The sequence below is a fragment of the Enterobacter cloacae complex sp. HYC003_NIDB genome (assembly GCF_056673375.1).
In genome coordinates this window covers 3756591-3779779 of sequence record NZ_CP114220.1, presented here as the reverse complement: position 1 = coordinate 3779779, position 23189 = coordinate 3756591, and the positions used below count along the sequence as shown (strand labels likewise).

The following is a 23189-nucleotide window of genomic DNA, read 5'->3' as shown; positions in this document are numbered from 1 at the left end:
CCCCTGAGACGGATAGGTTAACCAACGTGAGGAAGGGCTATGAAAACGATAAAAGCGTTACCCCGGATTGGCATTCGACCTGTTATTGATGGTCGCCGAATGGGCGTACGTGAGTCTCTGGAAGAGCAGACCATGAACATGGCGAAAGCCACGGCGGCGCTACTTAGTGAAAAATTACGCCACCCCTGCGGTACGCCCGTAGAGTGCGTAATTGCCGACAGCTGCATTGCCGGAATGGCGGAATCCGCCGCTTGCGAAGAGAAGTTCAGCACGTGCCACGTTGGTCTGACGATCACCATCACCCCCTGCTGGTGTTACGGGAGTGAAACCATTGATATGGATCCGCTGCGCCCGAAAGCGATCTGGGGCTTTAATGGCACCGAGCGTCCGGGGGCGGTATACCTCGCAGCGGCGCTGGCAGCGCATAACCAGAAAGGGATCCCGGCGTTTTCCATTTACGGCCACGATGTACAGGATGCGGGCGACGAGACCATCCCGGCAGACGTTGAGGAAAAATTGTTGCGCTTCGCCCGGGCGGGCCTGGCGGTCGCCAGCATGAAGGGGAAAAGTTATCTGTCGGTGGGCGGTGTCTCAATGGGGATCGCGGGCTCGATTGTCGATCACAACTTCTTTGAATCCTGGCTGGGGATGAAGGTGCAGGCGGTGGATATGACCGAACTGCGTCGCCGCATCGATCATAAGATTTACGACGAGCAAGAACTTGAGCTGGCCCTGAGCTGGGCGAAGGCACATTTCCGTTTCGGCGAGGATAAAAACGCAGAGCAGTATCGTCGCAATGAACAGGAAAATGCCGCGATCCTGCGGGAGAGCCTGCTAATGGCGATGTGCATCCGCGACATGATGCAGGGCAACCCTAAACTCGCTGCGATGGGCCGCGTGGAGGAATCGCTGGGCTATAACGCCATTGCGTCCGGTTTCCAGGGGCAGCGCCACTGGACGGATCAGTATCCAAATGGCGATACCGCAGAGGCGCTGCTGAACAGCTCTTTCGACTGGAACGGTATTCGCCAGCCGTTGGTAGTGGCGACGGAAAATGACAGCCTTAACGGGGTAGCGATGCTGTTTGGGCATCTGATGACCGGCACCGCGCAGATTTTTGCTGATGTACGCACCTACTGGTCGCCGGAGTCGGTTGAGCGTGTTTCCGGCCAGAAGCTCACTGGACGGGCTGAGCACGGCATTATTCATCTGATCAACTCCGGCTCGGCGGCGCTGGACGGTACAGCGGAGCAGAAAGACGCCGAGGGGAAACCGACCCTGAAACCACACTGGGACATTACTGAGCAGGAAGCCAACGCGTGCCTGGCCGCAACCCACTGGTGTCCGGCGGTGCATGAATACTTCCGCGGGGGCGGTTTCTCATCAAACTTCCTCACCCGGGGTGGCGTGCCATTTACCATGACCCGCGTAAACCTCATCAAGGGTGTGGGTCCGGTATTACAGATAGCGGAAGGCTGGAGTGTTGAGCTGCCGGAACACGTACATGACATTCTGAATAAGCGCACCGATTCAACCTGGCCCACCACCTGGTTTGCCCCACGCCTGACCGGTAAAGGCCCGTTCAGCGACGTCTATTCAGTGATGGCGAACTGGGGCGCTAACCACGGGGTATTAACCGTCGGGCACGTCGGCGCTGATTTCATCACCCTGGCGTCCATGCTGCGCATCCCTGTATGCATGCATAACGTACCGGAGGCGCTGATTTATCGGCCGACGGCCTGGGGCGCTCACGGTATGGATCCGGAAGGGCAGGATTACCGCGCCTGTGAAAATTACGGACCGTTATACAAACATTAATCCGGCCTGCCAGCCTGCTCCGGCGGGCTGGCAGCCTGTGGGGACCGCGATGAAAAAATGTTTTCTGGTTCTCGATTGTGGCGCGACGAACGTGCGCGCCATTGCGCTGGATCCCGAAGGGAATATTGTGGCGCGCGCCGCGGTGGCGAACGAAAGCGAAAGCGCCGCTGAAAATCCGGCCTGGCACCAGTGGTCGCTCGACGCCATCATGCAACGGTTTGCCGTCTGTTGTCAGAAAATCAGCGCAGCGCTGAGCGAGCATCACCTGTGCGGAATGAGTGTGACGACCTTTGGCGTGGATGGCGCACTGGTAGATGAGCGGGGAGAACTGCTTTACCCCATCATCAGCTGGAAGTGCCCGCGAACCGTGCCGGTGATGGAAGCGGTTGCCCGTTCATGCTCCCCGGCAGAACTACAGCAGATTACCGGCGTTGGGCAGTTTAGTTTTAACACGTTGTATAAGCTAGGCTGGCTTCAGGACAACCATCCCGATCTGTTACAGCGTGCTCACGCCTGGCTTTTTATCTCCTCGCTAATCAACCATCGCCTGACCGGAAAGATGACGACCGATCTCACGATGGCCGGTACCAGTCAGATGTTCGATCTGCATCAGCAGCGCTTCAGTGAAACGATCTTAAGCAAGATCGGCGTGCCTCATTCCCTTTTCCCGCCGCTGGTTTCCCCCGGAGAAAGGATTGGTGAATTGCGGCCCGACGCTGCATCCAGGCTCGGATTGCCTTGCGGTGTGCCGGTGATCTCCGCCGGGCACGACACGCAGTTTGCCCTTTTTGGCGCCGGGGCGGGAATTAATGAGCCAGTTCTCTCTTCGGGTACCTGGGAGATTTTAATGGCGCGCACCTCGCAGGTTGATACCGCTTTACTGGGGCAATACCCGGGTGCGACCTGCGAACTGGATAGCCGGACGGGGCTTTATAATCCGGGAATGCAATATCTGGCGTCTGGCGTACTGGAGTGGATCCGCGCGCTGTTCTGGTCGCCTGGTACCGACTGGGACACTATTCTGGCTCAGGCGGCGGCAATTCCGAACGGCGCGGATGGCGTCACGATGAATACCCAACTGCTCGATTCTCCACTCGCCGGCTGGCAGGGCGTTACGCTCACCACAACGCCAGCCCATTTTTACCGCGCAGCCCTGGAAGGACTCACGGTGCATCTGCAAGAAAAATGCCTGGCGCTGGAGGCGATCGCGCAATTTAAGGCGCGTGAACTCCTGCTGGTGGGGGGAGGTAGCCGCAATATGCTGTGGAATCAGCTCAAGTCCAATGCGCTTGGGATCCCGGTGAAGGTTCTTGAAGAGGCTGATACGACCGTGCTGGGGGCGTCTTTGTACGGATGGTGGGGCGTCGGAGAAACGGCCAGCGCTGAGGCTGCTCGCGATCGGGTCCACTATCGTTACCGTTATTTCTATCCTGAGGAGCAACCTTGTGCTTAAAACGATATCCCCTCTGATTTCACCCGAGCTGCTGAAAACGCTGGCAGAAATGGGTCATGGTGACGAGATTATTTTTGCAGATGCTCACTTTCCCGCGCACAGCCTGGGGCCAAAGACGATCCGCGCAGATGGCCTGCTCATCAGCGATTTGCTGGCCGCGGTGATACCGCTGTTTGAACTGGACAGCTATGCGCCACCGCTGGTGATGATGGCCCCTGTCGACGGGGATACGCTCGATATACAGGTAGAAGCGCGCTATCGCAACGCACTCTTTGGTGAGGCGGGAGGGGAGGGGATTACGCGTATTGACCGTTATGCGTTTTATGCGCGGGCACAGAAAGCGTACGCCATCGTGGTGACGGGCGAGACCGCGAAATACGGCAATATACTGTTAAAGAAAGGGGTTACGCCGTACCAATAAAAAACGCCGGGCTAAACCCGGCGTTTTTACATCAGTCTTCTTACCAGACGTAAGTCAGCAGGTGTTGTGAATCTGGCACCATGAAGTCTACGGACATCATCACGGACAGTGAGGTGATGGCGACAATCGAGAACACAAACAGCTTGCGTGCCCAGACCTTGTCATCTTCCACTTTATAACCGCGCAGGGCCATGCCGAGCCACCATACGCTCACCGCAGCTGCTACCACCAGATATTTATATCCGGCGTAACCGCCCAGAGAGAGCATCAGCGTTGCCACGGCAAAAGCGATGATGTAGAGCGTGATGTGGTTCTTGGCAACCGAAATGCCTTTCACGACCGGCAGAACCGGAATGTTCGCCGCCTGATAATCCTTAAAGCGGAAAATCGCGATGGCGTAGGAGTGCGGCATCTGCCACAGGCTAAAGATAGCCAGCAGGATGAGCGCACCGCTGTCGAACTCGTTCGTGACGGCGCAGTAGCCAATCACCGGCGGCGCCGCGCCGGAGAGAGAACCAATCAGCGTGCCGTAGACGGAGTGACGTTTCATATACAGGCTGTAGACGCCCACATACACCACGAACCCCATCACCCCCAGCCAGCAGGCCAGCGGGTTAGCACCAAACCACAGCAGCATAAAGCCAGCAATACCCAGCAAGGTGGCGTACACCAGCGAGACGGAAGGAGCAATCAGGCCTTTAACCAGCACCCGATTTTTGGTCCTTTCCATCTTCTTGTCGATATCCATGTCGATGTAGTTGTTAAATACACAACCGGACGCAACCACCAGTGACACACCGACCAGCGTGTAAATAAAGAGGGTGTAATCAATGCTGCCTTTAGAGGCCAGCAGGAACCCTCCGATTACGGAGATCAGGTTGCCAAAGATGATGCCTGGTTTCGTGACTTGCAGGTATTGCTTAAACATACTCGCCGCTCTTAGTGAACCATCATGTTGTAGTTAAGGTTCCACATAATCCAGATGGAACCGACTACCAGGATAGCGATGATAATCACGGTAAAGATAAAGGCCGTCATGTTCCAGCCTTCATCGGACTTGGTGTTCATGTGCAGGAAGCAAACCAGATGCACCAGAATCTGAATCACCGCGGTCACCAGGATTGCGCCCAGGATAACCGGCTTAGATGCAGAACCGTTCATCACCATCCAGAACGGGATCACCGTCAGAATGATCGACAGGATGAAACCTGTCATGTAGGTTTTTACGCTGCCGTGGGAAGCGCCATGATCGTTAGAATGACTCATTACATCGCCCCCATCAGATAGACAACAGAGAACACACAGATCCATACCACGTCCAGGAAGTGCCAGAACAGGCTCAGGCACATAATACGGGTACGGTTAGTACTGGTCAGGCCGCGACGGGAGATCTGGAACATCAGCACCGCCATCCAGATCAGACCCGAGGTCACGTGCAGACCGTGGGTGCCTACCAGCGCGAAGAACGCTGACAGGAAGCCGCTACGATCCGGGCCGAAACCTTCCATGATCAGGTGATGGAATTCATAGATTTCCATCCCGATAAAGCCAGCACCAAACAGCCAGGTCAACGCCAGCCAGGAGACAACCTGGCTCTTGTTGTTTTTGTACATGGCGATAGCCGCCATGCCGTAGGTGATGGAGCTGAATAACAGCAGTGCGGTTTCAACCAGAACGAACGGCAGTTCAAAGATGTCCTTACCGGTCGGGCCGCCCGCTGTGCCGTTCACCAGAACGGCATAGGTTGCGAACAGACAGCAGAACAGGATGCAGTCGCTCATCAGGTAGATCCAGAAACCGAAGACTTTCGTCGGTCCTGTATCATGGTGCGCATGTTCATGCGCGTGGGCAGTTGAGTGCGCCAGAGTATCAGTTGCCATTTTTCAGCCCCGCTTTAGAAATCTCGTCAAAATGCTGGTTTTCCAGCTTTTCAACTTCACGGACTGGTACGTAGTAGTCCACGTCCTCGTCAAAGCTCTTCACAATCCAGCTGATTACGATGCCAGCGAAGCCAACAATCGCCATCCACCAGATGTGCCAGATCATTGCGAAACCAAATACCGTTGCGAAAGCGGCAATAACCATGCCCGCGGCGCTGTTTTTCGGCATATGGATCTCTTCGTAATGCTCAGGTTGCTTGTACGCTTCACCTTTTTCTTTCATTTCCCAGAATGCATCACGCTCGTGAATGTGCGGCACTACGGCAAAGTTATAGAACGGAGGCGGAGAAGAGGTCGCCCACTCCAGCGTACGGCCACCCCACGGGTCACCGGTCAGGTCGCGGTTCAGGTTACGGTCACGGATAGACACGTAGTACTGAATCAGCTGGCACAGAATACCGCAGGCAATCAGCGCTGCGCCGCCCGCTGCAACCATCAGCATTGGGTGGAACTGCGGATCGATCTGCTGGCTCAGACGACGGGTCATCCCCATGAAGCCCAGCACGTACAGCGGCATAAACGCCACGAAGAAGCCGATGATCCAGAACCAGAACGCGCGTTTACCCCATTTTTCGTTCAGGGTGAAACCGAACGCTTTTGGCCACCAGTAGGTTACACCAGCGAAGCAGCCGAAGACCACGCCACCGATGATAACGTTATGGAAGTGCGCAATCAGGAACAGACTGTTGTGCAGAACGAAGTCAGCACCTGGTACCGCCAGCAGTACGCCGGTCATCCCACCTACGGAGAAGGTCACGATGAAGCCGATGGTCCACAGCATAGCTGAGTGGAACACGATACGACCCTGGTACATGGTGAACAGCCAGTTGAAGATCTTAACCCCGGTCGGGATCGCGATAATCATGGTGGTAATACCGAAGAAGGCGTTTACGTTGGCACCCGCACCCATGGTGAAGAAGTGGTGCAGCCAGACGATGAACGACAGGACGGTAATACATACGGTTGCCCACACCAGAGAGGTGTAACCAAACAGGCGTTTACGCGAGAAGGTTGCCGCGATTTCGGAGAACACACCGAACACCGGCAGAACCAGGATGTACACTTCCGGGTGACCCCAGGCCCAAATCAGGTTGATGTACATCATCATGTTGCCACCCATATCATTCGTGAAGAAATGGGTACCCAGATAGCGATCCAGGGTCAGCAGCGCGATGGTGACGGTCAGAATTGGGAACGACGCGATAATCAGGACGTTGGCGCACAGAGATGCCCAGGTAAATACTGGCATCTTGAACATCGTCATACCTGGTGCACGCATCTTCAGGATGGTCACGAAGAAGTTAATACCGGTCAGGGTGGTACCGACACCGGAGAGCTGAAGCGCCCAAATCCAGTAGTCAACGCCCACGCCCGGACTGTACTCAATTCCCGACAGCGGCGGGTAGGCCAGCCAGCCGGTCTGAGCAAATTCGCCCACACCCAGTGACAGGTTAACCAGGATAACGCCGACAACCGTGAACCAGAAGCTCAGGTTGTTCAGGAACGGGAACGCAACGTCGCGCGCGCCGATTTGCAGCGGAACGACCACGTTCATCAGACCGATTACCAGCGGCATCGCCACGAAGAAGATCATGATAACGCCGTGGGCGGTAAAGATCTGATCGTAGTGGTGCGGTGGCAGGAAGCCGGCTTCGCCCGCAGACGCAAGCGCCTGCTGGCTACGCATCATGATTGCATCCGCAAAGCCACGAATTAACATGACGATACCGACGATGCAGTACATGATACCGAGTTTTTTGTGGTCAACCGAAGTCAGCCACTCATTCCACAGGTAGCTCCACTTACCGAAGTAAGTGATCAGGCCAACTAAGGCCGCGCCACCAATGATAATTGCAGCCACCGTAACCATAATAATCGGTTCATGGTAGGGCACTGCATCCAGTGTCAATTTTCCGAACATTTTCTTCCTCGGCCCCTTAGTGAGCGGTTTCCGCGTGGCTCATGTCCATGCCTTCCATACCCTGGTGCGTGTTGTGCTCGCCTTCAGGCTGGGTCATGTCCATGCTCATGCCGTGATCCATAAATTTGCCAATAACGTCTTTGAACAGATTCGGTTTCACGTTAGAGAAGTACTCCACCTTGTTGTATTCGCTAGGTGCAGCCACTTTTTCGAACGCCGCCATGTCAGACATGGTGTTTGGAGACTGCTTCGCTTTTGCAACCCACTGGTCGAAAGTCGCGCGGTCTGGCGTAGCGATAGCTTTGAACTTCATACCCGAGAAGCCCGGGCCACTATAGCTGGCGGAGATACCGTCGTAGGTGCCTGCTTCATTCGCGATCAGGTGCAGGTTAGTCTGCATACCGGCCATCGCGTAAATCTGGCTGCCCAGACGTGGGATGAAGAAGGAGTTCATTACGGAGTTGGAGGTCACTTTGAACTGAACCGGAGTGTTCGCCGGGAAGGCGATTTCATTCACGGTAGCAATGCCCTGTTCTGGATAGATGAAGAACCATTTCCAGTCCATGGAGACCACTTCAATGGTAATAGGTTTTTCATCGTGAACCAGCGGTTTGCTCGGCTCAAGTGCGTGAGTGGTTTTCCAGGTCAGTACAGCAAGGAACAGGATGATCAGAATAGGTACCGTCCAGACCACAGCTTCCACTTTATTGGAGTGTGACCAGTTAGGGCTATACTTCGCATCTTTATTGCTCGCACGATACTTCCAGGCGAAACCAACAGCCATCAAGATGGCAGGAATAACCACAATCAACATCAGGCCAAAAGCCGTCAGTATCAATGAACGTTGTTCCAGTCCAATCTGTCCTTTGGGGTCTAGTAGTGCAGAATCGCAGCCACTGAGTAATACAGTGCCTGCGAATAATGACAACCATCCCAAACTTTTATTGTATTTCCTGAGTCTCATTTAACGACCTCAATTCCACGGGAGTCTGGTGGCGTTTAAAGTGTGGGGGCATTTTACGGGAAGGTTACATTACTGTAAACATCATTAGCCCTGTGTCAGGAAGGTGTTACCGGGTTCTGCCGCACATGTCACAAGTGTTGCAAATTATGTCGCGTTTTCCGGGGGAAGCCGCACGGAGCGGGCGTTATAACGAAAGGGTGCCCCAGCATACCGCAAAAGGGACAATTGGTATAACCATTGTGAAAAATATACAAATAATTAACAATTAATTATCAATAAAAAGACAACTAAAAAACGAAAATTCAATCTTTCGAATGCTGAATCGTTTAACGGAAAATAGCGTAGCGAAATAAGCTCCAATAATTTCCGAATGCTATCCCGCACAAAACAACAAATATTTTTTTTGCCGATGGCGGTTATTTCGCCGTTATAATTTCGTGTCGTTATTACAACGGGAAATAACCTTTCGCTTTTTACTTCATGTCATCTGCGTTTTCCGCAATGACATGAAATCCAGCATCCCACCGGTCAGGATACCCACGATGGCGAGTAACACCCCTGCATCAAGCAGCTGGGTTTCAAACGGAAGCGACAAGGTGGTCGTCGCATTCAAGATGAGTACCGCGAGCCACACTACCAGCGCAAGACAACCAGCCATCAGCAGACGCAGGGCAAACCGATAGGCAGCCTGATATTCCGTGCGCGGCATGAAGTGTTCCGTCCGCTGGGTATATTCCAGCGTCTGGCGACAGACCAGCAGCAATAAAATCCCCGGCACCGCCGCCACCACCGAGAAGAGATAAAACGTCGGCCAGCCGTGAGCTTCAACAAACCAGCCCGCGACGGGGCCAACGTATACGCGCCCGACGGCAGAAAGGGCAGACAGTAGCGCAAATTGGGTGGCGGAAAATGACTTATTGCACAGCGTCATCAGCAGGGCGACAAATGCCGCAGTGCCCATACCGCCACACAGGTTTTCAAAGAATACCGCCGTCGCCATGCTGATCATATGCTTGTCGGTGATCGACAGCAGCCAGTAACCGGCATTCGATGCGCCCTGAAGGATGCCGAAGATCAGCAGAGCGCGGAACAGCGTCAGGCGCTGCATCAATACACCGCCGTACAGCGCGCCGACGATCGTGGCAAACAGTCCCAGGGTTTTGTTCACCACGCCGACTTCGCCCGCATCAAACCCGACGCCGCGGATCAGGAAGGTGGTGGTCAGACTCATGGCGAAAGCGTCGCCAAGCTTATAAAGGACAATCAGCAGCAGGATCAGCCAGGCATTATTGCGACCAAAGAAGTCGCGGAGCGGTGCGGCGACGGCCTGCTCCAGCGAGCGGGGGACCGGAATCACATCGCTCGGTTCAGGCGCGAATAGCGTGGCAATAATGCAGGGGATCAGCAGAGCGGCCATCAGCCAGTACATTCCCTGCCAGCCGAGATAGCGGTCGGCAAGCCAGAGGGCCAGCCCGCCGGAAACCAGCATACCCAGGCGGTAGCCAAGCACGCTAATTGCCGCACCGGCGCCACGCTCTTCTGCTGGCAGGACGTCCGTCTTCCAGGCGTCAAAAACAATGTCCTGCGAAGCGGAGCAGAAGGCGATGACCACCGCAAGCGCGGCCATCCAGCGCAGCTGTGTTGACGGCTCAAGGAAACCCATTGCGGCAATGGCCAGCAACAGCAGCACCTGCGTCATCACTAACCAGCCGCGACGGCGCCCGAGGAACGGTGGGGTATAGCGATCCATCACCGGCGACCACAGGAACTTAAAGACGTAAGCCTGGCCGACGAGCGAGAAGAAACCAATGGTTTTAAGATCGATGTTCTCAACCGTCATCCACGCCTGTAACGTGCCGGAGGTGAGCGCAAGGGGTAAACCGGAGGCGAAACCAAGGATCAGCAGAATAGCTGATTTCGGTTGCTGGAAAATACGTAAGTAGTGACTGGACATGTTCTTATGAACTGACCCGGTGAAGCACCGGGTCAGTCAGCAGGATTAACGGGCGTTCTGCTTGATGAAGTCGTGAATGCTGGTGTCCTGTGCCATGTCGGCAATGGTGTCAGTCAGCACACTGTTAACCGCGTCAGCGATATTTTTGTTGGAGGCCTGGAATGCGCCTTCAACGGAATAGCTTGCACGGTAGTTTTTGTTCATTTTATTGCCGTTCTTCGCGGTAGCAATGATGGCGATATCGGCTTTGGTCGCAATGTTGTAGCGAACGTTACCCTGGGAGACGTCAGCGTACAGGTTGTTCACGATGATTTGCAGATCAACCGCGCCGCTTGGGCCAATCATGTAGCCACGGGAGGTCATCTGTTTTTCCAGCACTTCCTGCAACAGGAAGCGCAGGTCGCGGGAGGCGGTCAGCGTGACCTGCTGGTTGTCGCGAGTCACTTTCGCCAGCGCCTGGTCCTGACGCTGATCGGCGCCATTAATGCTGACTGTGACGCCCATCAGGCTTGGATCCTGCTGAGGCAGGGTAATTTTTGGTGAAACGTCAATGGTCGTCGGCGGAGTCGCGCAGCCGGCGAGCATAAAGAGTGCTACCAACGGAAAGAAGAGTTTTTTTAACATTTTCGGGTTCTCAACGAATCGTAAGCAAAGAGAGAAAAATTGCCGCCATCATAACATCGCTAACGGCCAGGGGAAGTGGTCAACGCATGTAAATTCATCGCCTTGTCCGAAAACTGACCACCTTTCCGCTTTTCTCTGCCTGTAAGTGACAAAACGTATGAACCTCATAGTGAACTTCATTCGTTTGGATGAGAAAATCAGACGAAAGCTAAATATTTGTTGTCAAGGTGTAATGGAACCGGTAAAAGCGGCTAATATTTAAAGGGATGGGTGACACCTTAGCGTTGTCGGAGGAGTGATTTCATGATGATACGTGAACAGATAGAAGAAAAATTAAGGGCAGCGTTCAACCCTGTGTTTCTCGAAGTTGTCGACGAAAGCTATCGTCATAACGTGCCGGCAGGTTCTGAAAGCCACTTTAAAGTGGTTCTGGTCAGCGATCGCTTCACGGGAGAACGTTTCCTGAACCGACACCGCTTGATCTACAGCACCTTGACGGAAGAACTCTCCACAACCGTACATGCGCTGGCGCTGCATACCTACACCATTAAGGAATGGGAAGGGCTACAGGATACGGTATTCGCATCACCGCCTTGCCGGGGTGCAGGCACCATCGCCTGATAAATCGGATTTGCAACCGCCGGAGTTTTTCCAGTATGTTGCTTACAGATTTCGTCAAAACGGCCTTCGGGCCGTTTTGTTTTGTCTGAGTTTTGAGCGGATGGCGCGTTTTTAAGGCTAAAAATAGCCTTAAAGTGTGAAAAAAGCCGCAGCAACATGCTCCAACCGTTCTCGACTCACCTAAGTGATGCCGCTATAATGCCGCGTCTTATTGAATGTCTTCGGGATGATTCTGGCGACAGGGAATGTGAATCTGCACATAAGAGAGCATCCCGGTATAACAGACAGATTCAGAGTTGACCGAGCACTGTGATTTTTTTGAGGTAACAAGATGCAAGTTTCAGTTGAAACCACTCAAGGCCTTGGCCGCCGTGTAACGATTACTATCGCTGCTGACAGCATCGAAACTGCTGTGAAAAGCGAGCTGGTCAACGTAGCAAAAAAAGTACGTATTGACGGCTTCCGCAAGGGCAAAGTACCAATGAATGTTGTTGCTCAGCGTTATGGCGCTTCCGTGCGTCAGGATGTGCTGGGTGAACTGATGAGCCGCAACTTTATCGACGCGATCATCAAAGAAAAAATCAATCCAGCCGGCGCGCCGAACTACGTTCCAGGTGAATACAAGCAGGGCGAAGACTTCACCTACTCCGTAGAGTTCGAAGTGTACCCGGAAGTTGAGCTGAAAGGTCTGGAATCTATCGAAGTTGAAAAACCGATCGTTTCCGTGACTGACGAAGACGTTGACGGCATGCTGGATACCCTGCGCAAGCAGCAGGCGAACTGGAAAGAGAAAGAAGGCGCTGTTGACGCGGAAGACCGCGTAACCATCGACTTCACCGGTTCTGTAGACGGCGAAGAGTTCGAAGGCGGTAAAGCGTCTGACTTCGTACTGGCGATGGGCCAGGGTCGTATGATCCCAGGCTTCGAAGACGGTATCAAAGGCCACAAAGCGGGCGAAGAGTTCACCATTGACGTGACCTTCCCTGAAGAATACCACGCTGAAAACCTGAAAGGTAAAGCAGCGAAGTTCGTTATCAACCTGAAGAAAGTGGAAGAGCGCGAACTGCCAGAACTGACCGAAGAATTCATCAAGCGTTTCGGCGTGGAAGATGGTTCTGTTGCGGGCCTGCGTACCGAAGTGCGTAAAAATATGGAGCGCGAGCTGAACGGCGCTGTACGTAACCGCGTGAAGTCTCAGGCGATTGAAGGTCTGGTGAAAGCGAACGACATCGACGTTCCTGCTGCCCTGATCGACAGCGAAATCGACGTTCTGCGCCGTCAGGCTGCACAACGCTTCGGTGGCAACCAGCAGCAAGCGATGGAACTGCCACGCGAGCTGTTCGAAGAGCAAGCGAAACGTCGCGTTGTTGTCGGCCTGCTGCTGGGCGAAGTGATTCGTACCCACGAGCTGAAAGCTGACGAAGAGCGTGTGAAAGGCCTGATCGAAGAGATGGCTTCTGCATACGAAGATCCATCTGAAGTGATCGAGTTCTACGGTAAGAACAAAGAGCTGATGGACAACATGCGCAACGTCGCACTGGAAGAGCAGGCTGTTGAAGCGGTACTGGCGAAAGCGAAAGTGACCGAAAAAGAGACCTCTTTCACCGAACTGATGAACCAGCAGGCGTAATTTCGCCCCGACGGTTTAAAGTTTGAACAAAAAACCCGTTGCCCTCCGGCGACGGGTTTTTTTTATCACAGCTTTAGTCCTGGAAGGGTGCTAAAACGCCCTTTCAGTGTTAGCGTTACAACAAAACGTTGTTATGCTTGAAATAGGGCATGACGACCCCCATTAGTATGTAATCACGATGATTGAGACTGGCTGATAATCCGTCCATAAGGTTACAATCAGTACAGCAGGTGTTTTCAATTTTGAACCAGGAGACGGAAATGTCATACAGTGGCGAACGAGATAACTTTGCACCCCATATGGCGCTGGTGCCAATGGTTATTGAACAGACCTCACGCGGTGAGCGTTCTTTCGATATCTATTCCCGTCTGCTCAAGGAACGCGTTATCTTTCTGACCGGCCAGGTGGAAGACCATATGGCTAACCTGATCGTGGCGCAGATGCTGTTCCTGGAAGCGGAAAACCCGGAAAAAGACATTTACCTGTACATCAACTCGCCAGGCGGTGTGATTACGGCGGGCATGTCAATTTATGACACCATGCAATTCATCAAGCCGGATGTCAGTACCATCTGTATGGGGCAGGCGGCATCCATGGGTGCTTTCCTGTTAACCGCAGGGGCGAAAGGTAAGCGTTTCTGCCTGCCTAACTCCCGCGTGATGATTCACCAGCCGCTGGGTGGTTACCAGGGCCAGGCGACGGATATTGAAATCCACGCCCGAGAAATTCTGAAAGTAAAAGCGCGCATGAATGAACTTATGGCGCAGCATACGGGTCAACCTCTCGAGCAGATCGAGCGCGATACCGAGCGCGATCGCTTCCTCTCTGCACCAGAGGCAGTTGAGTACGGCTTAGTCGACTCCATTTTGACCCATCGTAATTGATGCCCGCGACGCGAGTGTGCCGCTATACTAAGGTAGGGCGGAACGTTGCCTGTAAGCAGCTTGCGTCTGAGAATGGCATTTGCGTCGTCATGTGCGGCACATAGAACTTAAAAAGAGGTTTGGACTCATGACAGATAAACGCAAAGATGGTTCGGGCAAACTGCTGTACTGCTCTTTTTGCGGCAAAAGCCAGCATGAAGTGCGTAAACTGATTGCCGGGCCGTCCGTGTATATCTGCGACGAATGCGTCGATTTATGTAACGACATCATTCGCGAAGAGATTAAAGAAGTCGCGCCGCACCGTGAGCGCAGCGCGTTACCAACGCCACACGAGATTCGCCACCACCTGGATGACTATGTCATTGGTCAGGAGCAGGCGAAAAAAGTGCTGGCGGTGGCGGTATACAACCACTACAAACGTCTGCGTAACGGCGATACCAGCAATGGCGTAGAGCTGGGCAAAAGTAACATTCTGCTGATCGGGCCTACGGGCTCTGGTAAAACCCTGCTGGCGGAAACGCTGGCGCGCCTGCTGGATGTTCCGTTCACCATGGCGGATGCCACCACCCTGACCGAAGCCGGTTATGTGGGTGAAGACGTTGAAAATATTATCCAGAAGCTGCTCCAGAAGTGCGATTACGACGTACAGAAAGCCCAGCGCGGGATCGTCTATATCGATGAGATCGACAAAATCTCCCGTAAATCAGACAACCCGTCGATCACCCGTGACGTCTCGGGCGAGGGCGTGCAGCAGGCGCTGCTGAAGCTGATCGAAGGTACGGTTGCGGCTGTTCCACCGCAGGGTGGGCGTAAACATCCGCAGCAGGAATTCTTGCAGGTTGATACCTCCAAGATCCTGTTTATCTGTGGTGGTGCGTTTGCAGGCCTGGATAAAGTGATCTCTCACCGTGTGGAAACCGGCTCCGGCATTGGTTTTGGCGCAACGGTGAAAGCCACGTCTGAAAAACCAAACGAAGGCCAGCTGCTGGCGCAGGTTGAACCGGAAGATCTGATCAAATTCGGTTTGATTCCGGAATTTATCGGCCGTCTGCCGGTTGTGGCGACCCTGAACGAACTGAGCGAAGACGCGCTGATTCAGATCCTGAAAGAGCCGAAAAACGCGCTGACCAAGCAGTATCAGGCGCTGTTTAATCTGGAAGGCGTTGAGCTGGAATTCCGTGACGAAGCACTGGACGCGATTGCCAAGAAAGCGATGGCGCGTAAAACCGGTGCCCGTGGCCTGCGTTCTATCGTAGAAGCAGCATTGCTCGACACGATGTACGATCTTCCTTCTATGGAAGACGTTGAAAAAGTCGTGATCGACGAGTCCGTCATTGGTGGCCAGTCCAAGCCGTTACTGATTTACGGTAAACCGGAAGCGCAGCAGGCATCTGGCGAATAATTCACCATTTCATACAATCAGTTAATCAAAAAGGGGGGATTTTATCTCCCCTTTACTTTTTCCGTATTCATGGCGTTGAATGTATGGGAAACATCCCCATATACTGGATTACATGTTAATGGTTGTGTGAAGCACAGTTACATGACCAGTTTACCTGGCGGACACTAAACTAAGAGAGAGCTCTATGAATCCTGAGCGTTCTGAACGCATTGAAATCCCCGTATTGCCGTTGCGCGATGTGGTGGTTTATCCGCACATGGTCATACCCTTATTTGTAGGGCGGGAAAAATCTATCCGTTGCCTCGAAGCCGCCATGGATCATGATAAAAAAATCATGTTGGTCGCGCAGAAGGAAGCATCAACGGATGAGCCGGGTGTAAACGATCTTTTCACCGTCGGGACCGTGGCCTCTATTTTGCAGATGCTGAAGCTGCCAGACGGCACCGTGAAGGTGCTGGTGGAAGGCTTACAGCGTGCGCGTATTACCACTCTGTCAGACGATGGCGAGCACTTCTCTGCGAAGGCGGAGTACCTTGATTCACCGGAACTTGATGAGCGCGAACAGGAAGTACTGGTACGCACCGCGATCAGCCAGTTCGAAGGCTACATCAAGCTGAATAAGAAAATCCCACCTGAAGTGCTGACGTCGCTGAACAGCATCGACGATCCTGCACGTCTGGCGGATACCATCGCTGCGCACATGCCGCTGAAGCTTGCCGACAAACAGTCCGTGCTGGAAATGTCCGACGTTAACGAACGTCTGGAATACCTGATGGCGATGATGGAGTCTGAGATCGATCTGCTCCAGGTTGAGAAGCGCATTCGCAACCGCGTCAAAAAGCAGATGGAAAAATCGCAGCGTGAGTACTATCTGAACGAGCAAATGAAAGCCATTCAGAAAGAGCTCGGCGAGATGGACGATGCGCCGGATGAAAACGAAGCGCTGAAGCGTAAGATCGACGCGGCGAAGATGCCGAAAGAGGCGAAAGAGAAAGCCGAAGCTGAGTTGCAGAAGCTGAAAATGATGTCTCCGATGTCGGCAGAGGCGACCGTCGTGCGCGGCTATATTGAGTGGATGGTGCAGGTTCCGTGGAATGCCCGCAGCAAGGTCAAAAAAGACCTGCGTCAGGCGCAGGAAATCCTCGATACCGACCACTACGGCCTGGAACGCGTGAAAGACCGCATTCTTGAGTACCTCGCGGTACAGAGCCGTGTGAACAAAATCAAAGGCCCAATCCTGTGCCTGGTAGGGCCTCCAGGCGTGGGTAAAACCTCTCTGGGCCAGTCCATCGCCAAAGCGACCGGACGTAAGTATATCCGTATGGCGCTGGGCGGCGTACGCGATGAAGCGGAAATCCGCGGCCATCGTCGCACCTATATCGGTTCCATGCCGGGCAAGCTGATCCAGAAGATGGCGAAAGTGGGGGTTAAAAACCCGCTGTTCCTGCTCGATGAGATCGACAAAATGTCTTCGGACATGCGTGGCGATCCGGCGTCGGCGCTGCTGGAAGTGCTTGATCCAGAACAGAACGTGGCGTTCAGCGATCACTACCTGGAAGTGGACTACGACCTGAGCGATGTGATGTTCGTGGCGACCTCCAACTCCATGAACATTCCGGCCCCGCTGCTGGACCGTATGGAAGTGATTCGTCTCTCCGGTTATACCGAAGATGAGAAGCTGAACATTGCTAAGCAGCACCTGCTGCCGAAACAGATTGAGCGTAACGCGCTGAAAGCCAACGAGCTGACCGTCGAGGACAGCGCGATTATCGGCATCATTCGCTATTACACCCGTGAAGCGGGCGTTCGTAGCCTCGAGCGTGAGATCTCTAAGCTGTGCCGTAAGGCGGTGAAACAGCTGCTGCTGGATAAGAGCCTGAAGCACATCGTGATTAACGGCGACAATCTGCATGCTTACCTTGGCGTTCAGCGCTTCGACTACGGTCGTGCGGACAACGAAAACCGCGTTGGTCAGGTGACCGGTCTGGCATGGACGGAAGTGGGCGGCGATCTGCTGACCATCGAAACCGCCTGTGTCCCGGGCAAAGGCAAGCTGACCTACACCGGTTCACTGGGTGAAGTGATGCAGGAGTCCATCCAGGCGGCGCTGACCGTGGTGCGCGCGCGCGCGGAAAAACTGGGTATCAACCCGGATTTCTACGAAAAACGCGACATTCACGTTCACGTTCCGGAAGGGGCGACGCCGAAAGATGGCCCAAGCGCGGGTATTGCCATGTGTACGGCGCTGGTTTCCTGCCTGACAGGGAACCCGGTTCGTGCTGATGTGGCCATGACCGGTGAAATTACGCTGCGTGGTCAGGTACTGCCTATCGGCGGGTTAAAAGAAAAACTGCTGGCGGTACACCGCGGTGGGATCAAAACCGTATTGATCCCTTACGAAAATAAACGCGATCTGGAAGAGATTCCGGACAACGTTATTGCCGATTTGCAGATCCATCCGGTGAAACGCATTGAGGAAGTTCTGACTCTCGCACTGCAAAATGAACCGTCCGGAATGCAGGTTGTAACCGCAAAATAGTGACCTCGCGCAAAGAGCGCCAATAAAAACAAGGCTGGTAAGTCATTTCGTACTTGCCAGCCTTTTTTTGTATAGCTAATTTAGATTGCTGATTGGGTTAGCCATCAACAACGGGTGTTGTAAGGTCATAGCAGGACTGATATAACTGCTGCGCGGTCGCGCTGTGAAGGATTCAGGTGCGATATAAATTATAAAGAGAGGAAGAGAACAGTGAATAAATCTCAACTGATTGACAAAATTGCTGCGGGTGCTGATATTTCTAAAGCTGCAGCTGGACGTGCTTTAGATGCTTTAATTGCTTCTGTTACTGAATCTCTGCAAGCTGGGGACGACGTTGCACTGGTAGGCTTCGGTACTTTTGCGGTTAAAGAGCGTGCAGCCCGTACTGGCCGCAACCCTCAAACCGGTAAAGAGATCACCATTGCTGCCGCTAAAGTGCCGGGTTTCCGTGCAGGTAAAGCGCTGAAAGACGCAGTAAACTGATTGCTTTCCCGCTCCAGGGAAGCTGAAAAGTACAAGGGCGCATCGTTTGATGTGCCTTTTTTGTTTGTCCAGACCTGATTTGTGCGAGTTTATGCGAGTTGTGGGCTGACAATTGCCCTGTTTTCTTGTCACAATACGCCTTTACGCGCGACGGTCAGGATTTTCCGTCAGCGTCAGGTAACCAGTCACCTACAGCGGAGTGTTGTTACACCATGATGGACAGCTTACGCACGGCTGCTAACAGTCTCGTGCTCAAGATTATTTTCGGTATCATTATCGTGTCGTTCATATTGACCGGTGTGAGTAGTTACCTCATCGGCGGTGGCGCGAACTACGCCGCAAAAGTGAATGGCCAGGAAATTAGCCGTGGGCAGTTCGAGAACGCTTTTGCTGGTGAACGTAACCGCATGCAGCAGCAACTGGGCGACCAATACTCTGAACTTGCAGCCAACGAAGGCTATATGAAAAACCTGCGTCAGCAGACGCTGAACCGCCTTATCGACGAAGCGCTGCTGGATCAGTACGCGAAAAGCCTCGGTCTGGGCATCAGCGATGAGCAGGTTAAAAAAGCCATCTTCTCGACGCAGGCTTTCCAGTCTAATGGGAAGTTCGACAACGCGCGTTACAACAGCATTGTTAACCAGATGGGTATGACGGCTGACCAGTACGCTCAGGCGCTGCGTAACCAGTTGACCACGCAACAGCTGATCAACGCGGTGGTGGGCACCGATTTCATGCTGAAAGGCGAAACTGAAGAGCTGGCGGCACTGGTGGCGCAGCAACGCGTGGTGCGTGAAGCGACGATTGATGTCAACGCACTGGCAGCGAAACAGCAGGTTAGCGACGCTGAAGTTAATGCTTACTACGAGCAAAACAAGAACAACTTAATCTCTCCGGAACAGTTCCGCGTAAGCTATATCAAGCTGGATGCAGCTGCGATGCAGGAAAACGCGACTGACGCCGAGATCCAGTCTTATTACGACCAGCATCAGGATCAGTTCACTCAGCCGCAGCGTAACCGTTACAGCGTGATCCAGACCAAAACGGAAGCAGAAGCGAAAGCCGTGCTGGACGAGCTGAACAAAGGCGCTGATTTCGCCACCTTAGCGAAAGCAAAATCCACCGACATTATTTCTGCCAAAAACGGCGGTGATATGGGCTGGCTGGAAGAGTCCACTACCCCGGACGAGCTGAAAAATGCAGGCCTGAAAGAGAAAGGCCAACTGTCTGGTGTAATCAAATCCTCCGTTGGTTTCCTGGTGGCGCGTCTGGACGATGTTGTGGCGGCGAAAACCAAGCCGCTGGCTGACGTTCGTGATGATATCGCTGCGAAAGTGAAGCAGGAGAAAGCGCTGGACGCCTTCTATGCTCTGCAACAGAAAGTGAGCGATGCCGCAAGCAACGACAACGAATCACTGGCGGGCGCTGAGCAGGCTGCTGGCGTTAAAGCGGTTGAGACGGGCTGGTTCAGCCACGAAAACCTGCCGGAAGAACTGAACTTCAAACCAGTTTCAGATGCCATTTTCAATGGTGGTCTGGTCGGTGAGAACGGTACGCCGGGCAGCAACTCAGACATCATTACCGTTGATGGTGACCGAGCGTTCGTACTGCGCGTCAGCGAGCACAAAGCCGAGGCAGTGAAGCCCCTGGCGGAAGTGAAAGATCAGGTGGTGGCGCTGGTCAAACACAACAAAGCGGCACAGCAGGCAAAACTGGATGCAGAGAAAATTCTGGCCGATCTGAAAGCCGGTAAGAACGATGCGCTGAAAGCGGCTGGCCTGAGCTTTGGCGAAGCAAAAACGCTGAGCCGTACCGGTCAGGATCCTGTCAGCCAGGCGGCGTTTGGCCTGAGCCTGCCGGCGAAAGACAAACCTGTCTATGGTACCACGACCGATATGCAGGGTAATGTGGTGCTTCTGGCGCTGGATGAAGTAAAAGCCGGTACGCTGCCAGACGCGCAGAAGAAGGCCATGGTTCAGGGAATTACCCAGAACAATGCCCAGATTGCTTTCGAAGCGATGATGAGCAACCTGCGTAAAGAAGCCAAAATCAAACTGGGTGATGTGGTCACTCAGGAGCAATAATTACGTATCTGCTCGCAGATTTTAGTAACGCTCTGCAAAAACTAAAGGCCGCTTTCGCGGCCTTTTCCATTTCTGCAATCTGTTGTTTGTCCCTGTTTTCCCGTGCGGTTATCGTGGCGTGGCTGTCAACAAACAAGGAGAAAACAGCATGAAATGTGGAATCAAAGCACTGTTAATTACACTGGCTATTGCCACTTCCGGGATGAGTGCGGGCGCGCTGGCGGCGTCCCCCTCGGTTAAAGCGCAGGCTGCACAAAACCAGGCCGATGCAACGTCACAAGGTCATGTTAAAGCCAACGCGACGGCCAGCACGAAAGCCATTGAGGACGAGGGTACGCGGGTCAGTATCAATACTGCCTCTGCGGACGATCTTGCTCGCGTTATGAATGGTGTGGGTCTAAAAAAAGCGCAGGCCATCGTCAGCTATCGTGAAGAGTATGGCCCTTTCAAAACCCTTGACGATCTCAAGCAGGTGCCGGGTATGGGCAGCGCGCTGGTTGAGCGCAATCTCGCACACCTGACGCTGTAATCGCGTAATCACTTGCACTGCGGCAAAAATTTGCCAGGATAAAGAGGTCATACCAGTTATGACCTCTGAACCTATAACAACGAAAGGCTATTGCGCTATGCAGACACAAATCAAAGTCCGTGGTTATCACCTCGATGTTTACCAACACGTCAATAACGCCCGCTACCTTGAATTTCTTGAAGAGGCGCGCTGGGACGGCCTGGAGAACAGCGAAAGCTTCCAGTGGCTGACCGCACACAACATCGCGTTTGTGGTCGTCAATATCAACATTAACTACCGCCGCCCGGCTGTGCTGGGGGATGTGCTCACCGTGACCAGTGAGGTCCAACAACTGAATGGCAAAAGTGGTGTATTGAGCCAGGTCGTTACGCTGGAGCCAGAAGGGCAGGTGGTGGCCGATGCGCTGATCACCTTTGTCTGTATCGATCTCAAAACCCAGAAAGCGTTGCCGCTGGAAGGGGAGTTGCGCGAAAAGCTGGAGCTGATGATCGCGTAAAGTTTTGTCTTTTATAAAAGACAAAAAGGGTATTCAGGGATAAAATCATGAACAGGGACTACGTTGTTAAACGTTACCGAACCCGCGACGGAAAAATACCGTTTGAGGATTGGGTAGCAAAGATGAGACGAAAGGATCCGGAGCTGGCGTTTCGGATCCTTCTGCGAATCGACCGCGCGGAGAAGGGGAATTTTGGCGATTACCGTTATCTCAGAGAGGGTGTCTGGGAGTTGAAGGTTGATTGTGGTCCCGGTTATCGAGTCTATTTTGCAGTCCAGCGTCGGGAAATCTTATTGTTGCTGATCGGCGGTGATAAAAAGAGCCAGAAAGCGGATGTGATGCTGGCAATAGACTACTGGAAAGATCATCAAAAGGATAAACCCAATGAGCAAAAGTGAGCGAAAATTCTCAAGTACCGTCAGCCATGATGAAGCTGTAGTCAAAATGCTGCGCGAAAATCCTTCTTACGCGCAACTCTATCTGCAAATTGCACTGGATGAAATTTACGAAGACCAGGGGATCCCAGCCTATTTGATTGCCCTCAGACGCGTTATCGAAGCGCGCGGCGGTATCGGAGAGATTTCAGCCAAAGCGGGGCTTTCACGTCAGCAGCTATACCGCACCCTGTCCGAAAATGGTAACCCAACGCTGACTACACTGATGAAAATTACCCGTGCTGCCGGTGTAAAACTGTTCGACAGCACGGTCAGGTAGCCCTTATTTCAGCCCGGTCTTTTTCTGCATCGCGGCCATCACGCCCGCTTTATCCGCAAAATAATGATTCAGACCGTTCGCGCGCAGGTTACAGGCGGCACACTGCCCGCAGCCGTCCCCTTTAATGCCGTTGTAGCAGGTCAGGGTCTCGTTGCGAACAACATCCAGCTTGCCCCAGTAGTCGGCCAGGGCCCAGGTTTCAGCCTTATCCAGCCACATCAGCGGCGTTTCGAAGCGGGTCTCTTTTGCCATTCCCAGATCGACAGCGTGATTGAGTGCTTTCACGAATTCATCCCGGCAGTCCGGGTAGCCAGAGAAGTCGGTCTCACACACGCCCGTGATCACCGCTTCGGCTTTCACCTGGTAGGCATATATCGCCGTCAGGGTCAGGAAGAGAATGTTGCGGCCCGGTACGAAGGTGTTCGGAATGCCGCTGGCATCCGGTTCGTAATCAGGCACCGGAATGCTGTCGCGGGTGAGGCTGCTGACGGCAAGTTCATTTAACAGCGTCACGTCCAGCACTTTATGAGCGCGGGCGCCCAGTTTGAGGGCCAGTTCACGAGCGACATCGATTTCAGCGCGATGACGCTGACCATAATCAAAAGTGACGCAGTGCACTTCATCATACTGGTGAAGCGCCTGAATCAGGCAGGTGGTGGAATCTTGTCCTCCGCTGAACACGACGACGGCACGTTTCATAGATCATCTCGAC

The 23189-nt window shown here is 53.5% G+C and carries 22 protein-coding genes; 14 read left to right on the top strand and 8 right to left on the bottom strand.

The window, feature by feature from the left end:
- The first annotated feature begins 39 nt into the window (after positions 1–39).
- From fucI to fucU, 3 genes are read left to right on the top strand one after another with little or no spacing between them, the layout of a single operon-like run.
- On the top strand, positions 40–1818 hold the full coding sequence (gene fucI / locus O1722_RS18175; RefSeq protein ID WP_032671376.1) for an L-fucose isomerase: 1779 nt from the start codon (positions 40–42) through the stop codon (positions 1816–1818).
- A 49-nt stretch (positions 1819–1867) separates the two neighbouring features.
- Positions 1868–3271 carry an L-fuculokinase gene (gene fucK / locus O1722_RS18170; protein WP_032620378.1) on the top strand — a complete coding sequence of 468 codons (1404 nt, stop codon included), beginning with the start codon at positions 1868–1870 and terminating at the stop codon, positions 3269–3271.
- On the top strand, positions 3264–3692 hold the full coding sequence (gene fucU, locus O1722_RS18165) for an L-fucose mutarotase (protein ID WP_033486678.1): 429 nt from the start codon (positions 3264–3266) through the stop codon (positions 3690–3692). The genes fucK and fucU overlap by 8 nt, the downstream gene beginning before the upstream one ends.
- 40 nt (positions 3693–3732) lie before the next feature.
- Here fucU and cyoE read toward each other — a convergent pair whose 3' ends face one another.
- The 7 genes from cyoE to O1722_RS18130 form a co-directional block, all read right to left on the bottom strand.
- Positions 3733–4620: a heme o synthase gene (cyoE, locus tag O1722_RS18160; RefSeq protein WP_017383188.1), complete on the bottom strand. Its 888-nt coding sequence runs from the start codon at positions 4618–4620 to the stop codon at positions 3733–3735.
- 11 nt (positions 4621–4631) lie between these two features.
- Positions 4632–4958: a cytochrome o ubiquinol oxidase subunit IV gene (locus tag O1722_RS18155; RefSeq protein WP_006809888.1), complete on the bottom strand. Its 327-nt coding sequence runs from the start codon at positions 4956–4958 to the stop codon at positions 4632–4634.
- Positions 4958–5572, bottom strand: a complete 615-nt coding sequence (locus O1722_RS18150) for a cytochrome o ubiquinol oxidase subunit III (RefSeq protein WP_003859057.1) — start codon at positions 5570–5572, stop codon at positions 4958–4960. Before O1722_RS18150 ends, O1722_RS18155 begins: the two co-directional genes overlap by 1 nt.
- Complete coding sequence (cyoB, locus tag O1722_RS18145) at positions 5562–7553, bottom strand: cytochrome o ubiquinol oxidase subunit I (RefSeq protein ID WP_017383189.1); 1992 nt, start codon at positions 7551–7553, stop codon at positions 5562–5564. Before cyoB ends, O1722_RS18150 begins: the two co-directional genes overlap by 11 nt.
- A 16-nt stretch (positions 7554–7569) precedes the next feature.
- Positions 7570–8517 (bottom strand): cytochrome o ubiquinol oxidase subunit II, encoded by a 948-nt coding sequence (gene cyoA, locus O1722_RS18140; RefSeq protein WP_006809886.1) that lies wholly within the window; start codon positions 8515–8517, stop codon positions 7570–7572.
- 478 nt (positions 8518–8995) lie between these two features.
- The gene (gene ampG, locus O1722_RS18135; RefSeq protein ID WP_017383190.1) at positions 8996–10471 is read right to left on the bottom strand and encodes a muropeptide MFS transporter AmpG; all 1476 of its coding nucleotides are present in this window, start codon (positions 10469–10471) and stop codon (positions 8996–8998) included.
- Positions 10472–10516: 45 nt separating this feature from the next.
- Positions 10517–11095 (bottom strand): lipoprotein, encoded by a 579-nt coding sequence (locus O1722_RS18130; RefSeq protein WP_003859052.1) that lies wholly within the window; start codon positions 11093–11095, stop codon positions 10517–10519.
- A gap of 303 nt (positions 11096–11398) precedes the next feature.
- On the opposite strand from O1722_RS18130, the gene bolA reads away from it, so the two are divergent.
- From bolA to O1722_RS18075, 11 genes are all read left to right on the top strand, one after another.
- Positions 11399–11716: a transcriptional regulator BolA gene (gene bolA / locus O1722_RS18125; protein WP_003859051.1), complete on the top strand. Its 318-nt coding sequence runs from the start codon at positions 11399–11401 to the stop codon at positions 11714–11716.
- Positions 11717–12047: 331 nt separating this feature from the next.
- Positions 12048–13346, top strand: a complete 1299-nt coding sequence (tig, locus tag O1722_RS18120; RefSeq protein WP_015571277.1) for a trigger factor — start codon at positions 12048–12050, stop codon at positions 13344–13346.
- Positions 13347–13606: 260 nt separating this feature from the next.
- Entirely contained in the window at positions 13607–14230 is a 624-nt protein-coding gene (gene clpP, locus O1722_RS18115; protein WP_006809880.1) for an ATP-dependent Clp endopeptidase proteolytic subunit ClpP, read from the top strand.
- Positions 14231–14357: 127 nt separating this feature from the next.
- The gene (gene clpX / locus O1722_RS18110) at positions 14358–15632 is read left to right on the top strand and encodes an ATP-dependent protease ATP-binding subunit ClpX (RefSeq protein WP_015571275.1); all 1275 of its coding nucleotides are present in this window, start codon (positions 14358–14360) and stop codon (positions 15630–15632) included.
- Between the two features lie 184 nt (positions 15633–15816).
- Complete coding sequence (gene lon, locus O1722_RS18105) at positions 15817–18171, top strand: endopeptidase La (protein ID WP_100151194.1); 2355 nt, start codon at positions 15817–15819, stop codon at positions 18169–18171.
- A gap of 210 nt (positions 18172–18381) precedes the next feature.
- Complete coding sequence (hupB, locus tag O1722_RS18100) at positions 18382–18654, top strand: nucleoid-associated protein HU-beta (protein WP_002444653.1); 273 nt, start codon at positions 18382–18384, stop codon at positions 18652–18654.
- Between the two features lie 212 nt (positions 18655–18866).
- Positions 18867–20738 (top strand): peptidylprolyl isomerase, encoded by a 1872-nt coding sequence (gene ppiD, locus O1722_RS18095; RefSeq protein WP_033486674.1) that lies wholly within the window; start codon positions 18867–18869, stop codon positions 20736–20738.
- Positions 20739–20886: 148 nt separating this feature from the next.
- Positions 20887–21267, top strand: coding sequence for a helix-hairpin-helix domain-containing protein (locus O1722_RS18090; protein WP_017383193.1), 381 nt, complete (start codon positions 20887–20889; stop codon positions 21265–21267).
- A 97-nt stretch (positions 21268–21364) separates the two neighbouring features.
- On the top strand, positions 21365–21763 hold the full coding sequence (locus O1722_RS18085; protein WP_017694410.1) for a YbgC/FadM family acyl-CoA thioesterase: 399 nt from the start codon (positions 21365–21367) through the stop codon (positions 21761–21763).
- A gap of 47 nt (positions 21764–21810) precedes the next feature.
- Positions 21811–22161 (top strand): type II toxin-antitoxin system RelE/ParE family toxin, encoded by a 351-nt coding sequence (locus O1722_RS18080; protein WP_032670484.1) that lies wholly within the window; start codon positions 21811–21813, stop codon positions 22159–22161.
- Entirely contained in the window at positions 22148–22477 is a 330-nt protein-coding gene (locus O1722_RS18075) for a helix-turn-helix domain-containing transcriptional regulator (protein ID WP_022650480.1), read from the top strand. The genes O1722_RS18080 and O1722_RS18075 overlap by 14 nt, the downstream gene beginning before the upstream one ends.
- A 3-nt stretch (positions 22478–22480) precedes the next feature.
- On the opposite strand, the gene queC is transcribed toward O1722_RS18075, so the two are convergent.
- The gene (gene queC, locus O1722_RS18070) at positions 22481–23176 is read right to left on the bottom strand and encodes a 7-cyano-7-deazaguanine synthase QueC (RefSeq protein ID WP_015571271.1); all 696 of its coding nucleotides are present in this window, start codon (positions 23174–23176) and stop codon (positions 22481–22483) included.
- Between the last annotated feature and the right edge of the window lie 13 nt (positions 23177–23189).

What these genes read in the sequence shown, in the direction of transcription:
- O1722_RS18085 (WP_017694410.1), top strand. Translation starts at nt 21,365, where the DNA reads ATGCAGACACAAATCAAAGTCCGTGGTTATCACCTCGATGTTTACCAA.
- lon (WP_100151194.1), top strand. Translation starts at nt 15,817, where the DNA reads ATGAATCCTGAGCGTTCTGAACGCATTGAAATCCCCGTATTGCCGTTG.
- tig (WP_015571277.1), top strand. Translation starts at nt 12,048, where the DNA reads ATGCAAGTTTCAGTTGAAACCACTCAAGGCCTTGGCCGCCGTGTAACG.
- O1722_RS18155 (WP_006809888.1), bottom strand. Translation starts at nt 4,958, where the DNA reads ATGAGTCATTCTAACGATCATGGCGCTTCCCACGGCAGCGTAAAAACC.
- queC (WP_015571271.1), bottom strand. Translation starts at nt 23,176, where the DNA reads ATGAAACGTGCCGTCGTCGTGTTCAGCGGAGGACAAGATTCCACCACC.
- fucK (WP_032620378.1), top strand. Translation starts at nt 1,868, where the DNA reads ATGAAAAAATGTTTTCTGGTTCTCGATTGTGGCGCGACGAACGTGCGC.
- O1722_RS18150 (WP_003859057.1), bottom strand. Translation starts at nt 5,572, where the DNA reads ATGGCAACTGATACTCTGGCGCACTCAACTGCCCACGCGCATGAACAT.
- cyoE (WP_017383188.1), bottom strand. Translation starts at nt 4,620, where the DNA reads ATGTTTAAGCAATACCTGCAAGTCACGAAACCAGGCATCATCTTTGGC.
- cyoA (WP_006809886.1), bottom strand. Translation starts at nt 8,517, where the DNA reads ATGAGACTCAGGAAATACAATAAAAGTTTGGGATGGTTGTCATTATTC.
- clpX (WP_015571275.1), top strand. Translation starts at nt 14,358, where the DNA reads ATGACAGATAAACGCAAAGATGGTTCGGGCAAACTGCTGTACTGCTCT.
- O1722_RS18130 (WP_003859052.1), bottom strand. Translation starts at nt 11,095, where the DNA reads ATGTTAAAAAAACTCTTCTTTCCGTTGGTAGCACTCTTTATGCTCGCC.
- O1722_RS18090 (WP_017383193.1), top strand. Translation starts at nt 20,887, where the DNA reads ATGAAATGTGGAATCAAAGCACTGTTAATTACACTGGCTATTGCCACT.
- clpP (WP_006809880.1), top strand. Translation starts at nt 13,607, where the DNA reads ATGTCATACAGTGGCGAACGAGATAACTTTGCACCCCATATGGCGCTG.
- cyoB (WP_017383189.1), bottom strand. Translation starts at nt 7,553, where the DNA reads ATGTTCGGAAAATTGACACTGGATGCAGTGCCCTACCATGAACCGATT.
- ppiD (WP_033486674.1), top strand. Translation starts at nt 18,867, where the DNA reads ATGATGGACAGCTTACGCACGGCTGCTAACAGTCTCGTGCTCAAGATT.
- O1722_RS18075 (WP_022650480.1), top strand. Translation starts at nt 22,148, where the DNA reads ATGAGCAAAAGTGAGCGAAAATTCTCAAGTACCGTCAGCCATGATGAA.
- O1722_RS18080 (WP_032670484.1), top strand. Translation starts at nt 21,811, where the DNA reads ATGAACAGGGACTACGTTGTTAAACGTTACCGAACCCGCGACGGAAAA.
- ampG (WP_017383190.1), bottom strand. Translation starts at nt 10,471, where the DNA reads ATGTCCAGTCACTACTTACGTATTTTCCAGCAACCGAAATCAGCTATT.
- fucI (WP_032671376.1), top strand. Translation starts at nt 40, where the DNA reads ATGAAAACGATAAAAGCGTTACCCCGGATTGGCATTCGACCTGTTATT.
- bolA (WP_003859051.1), top strand. Translation starts at nt 11,399, where the DNA reads ATGATGATACGTGAACAGATAGAAGAAAAATTAAGGGCAGCGTTCAAC.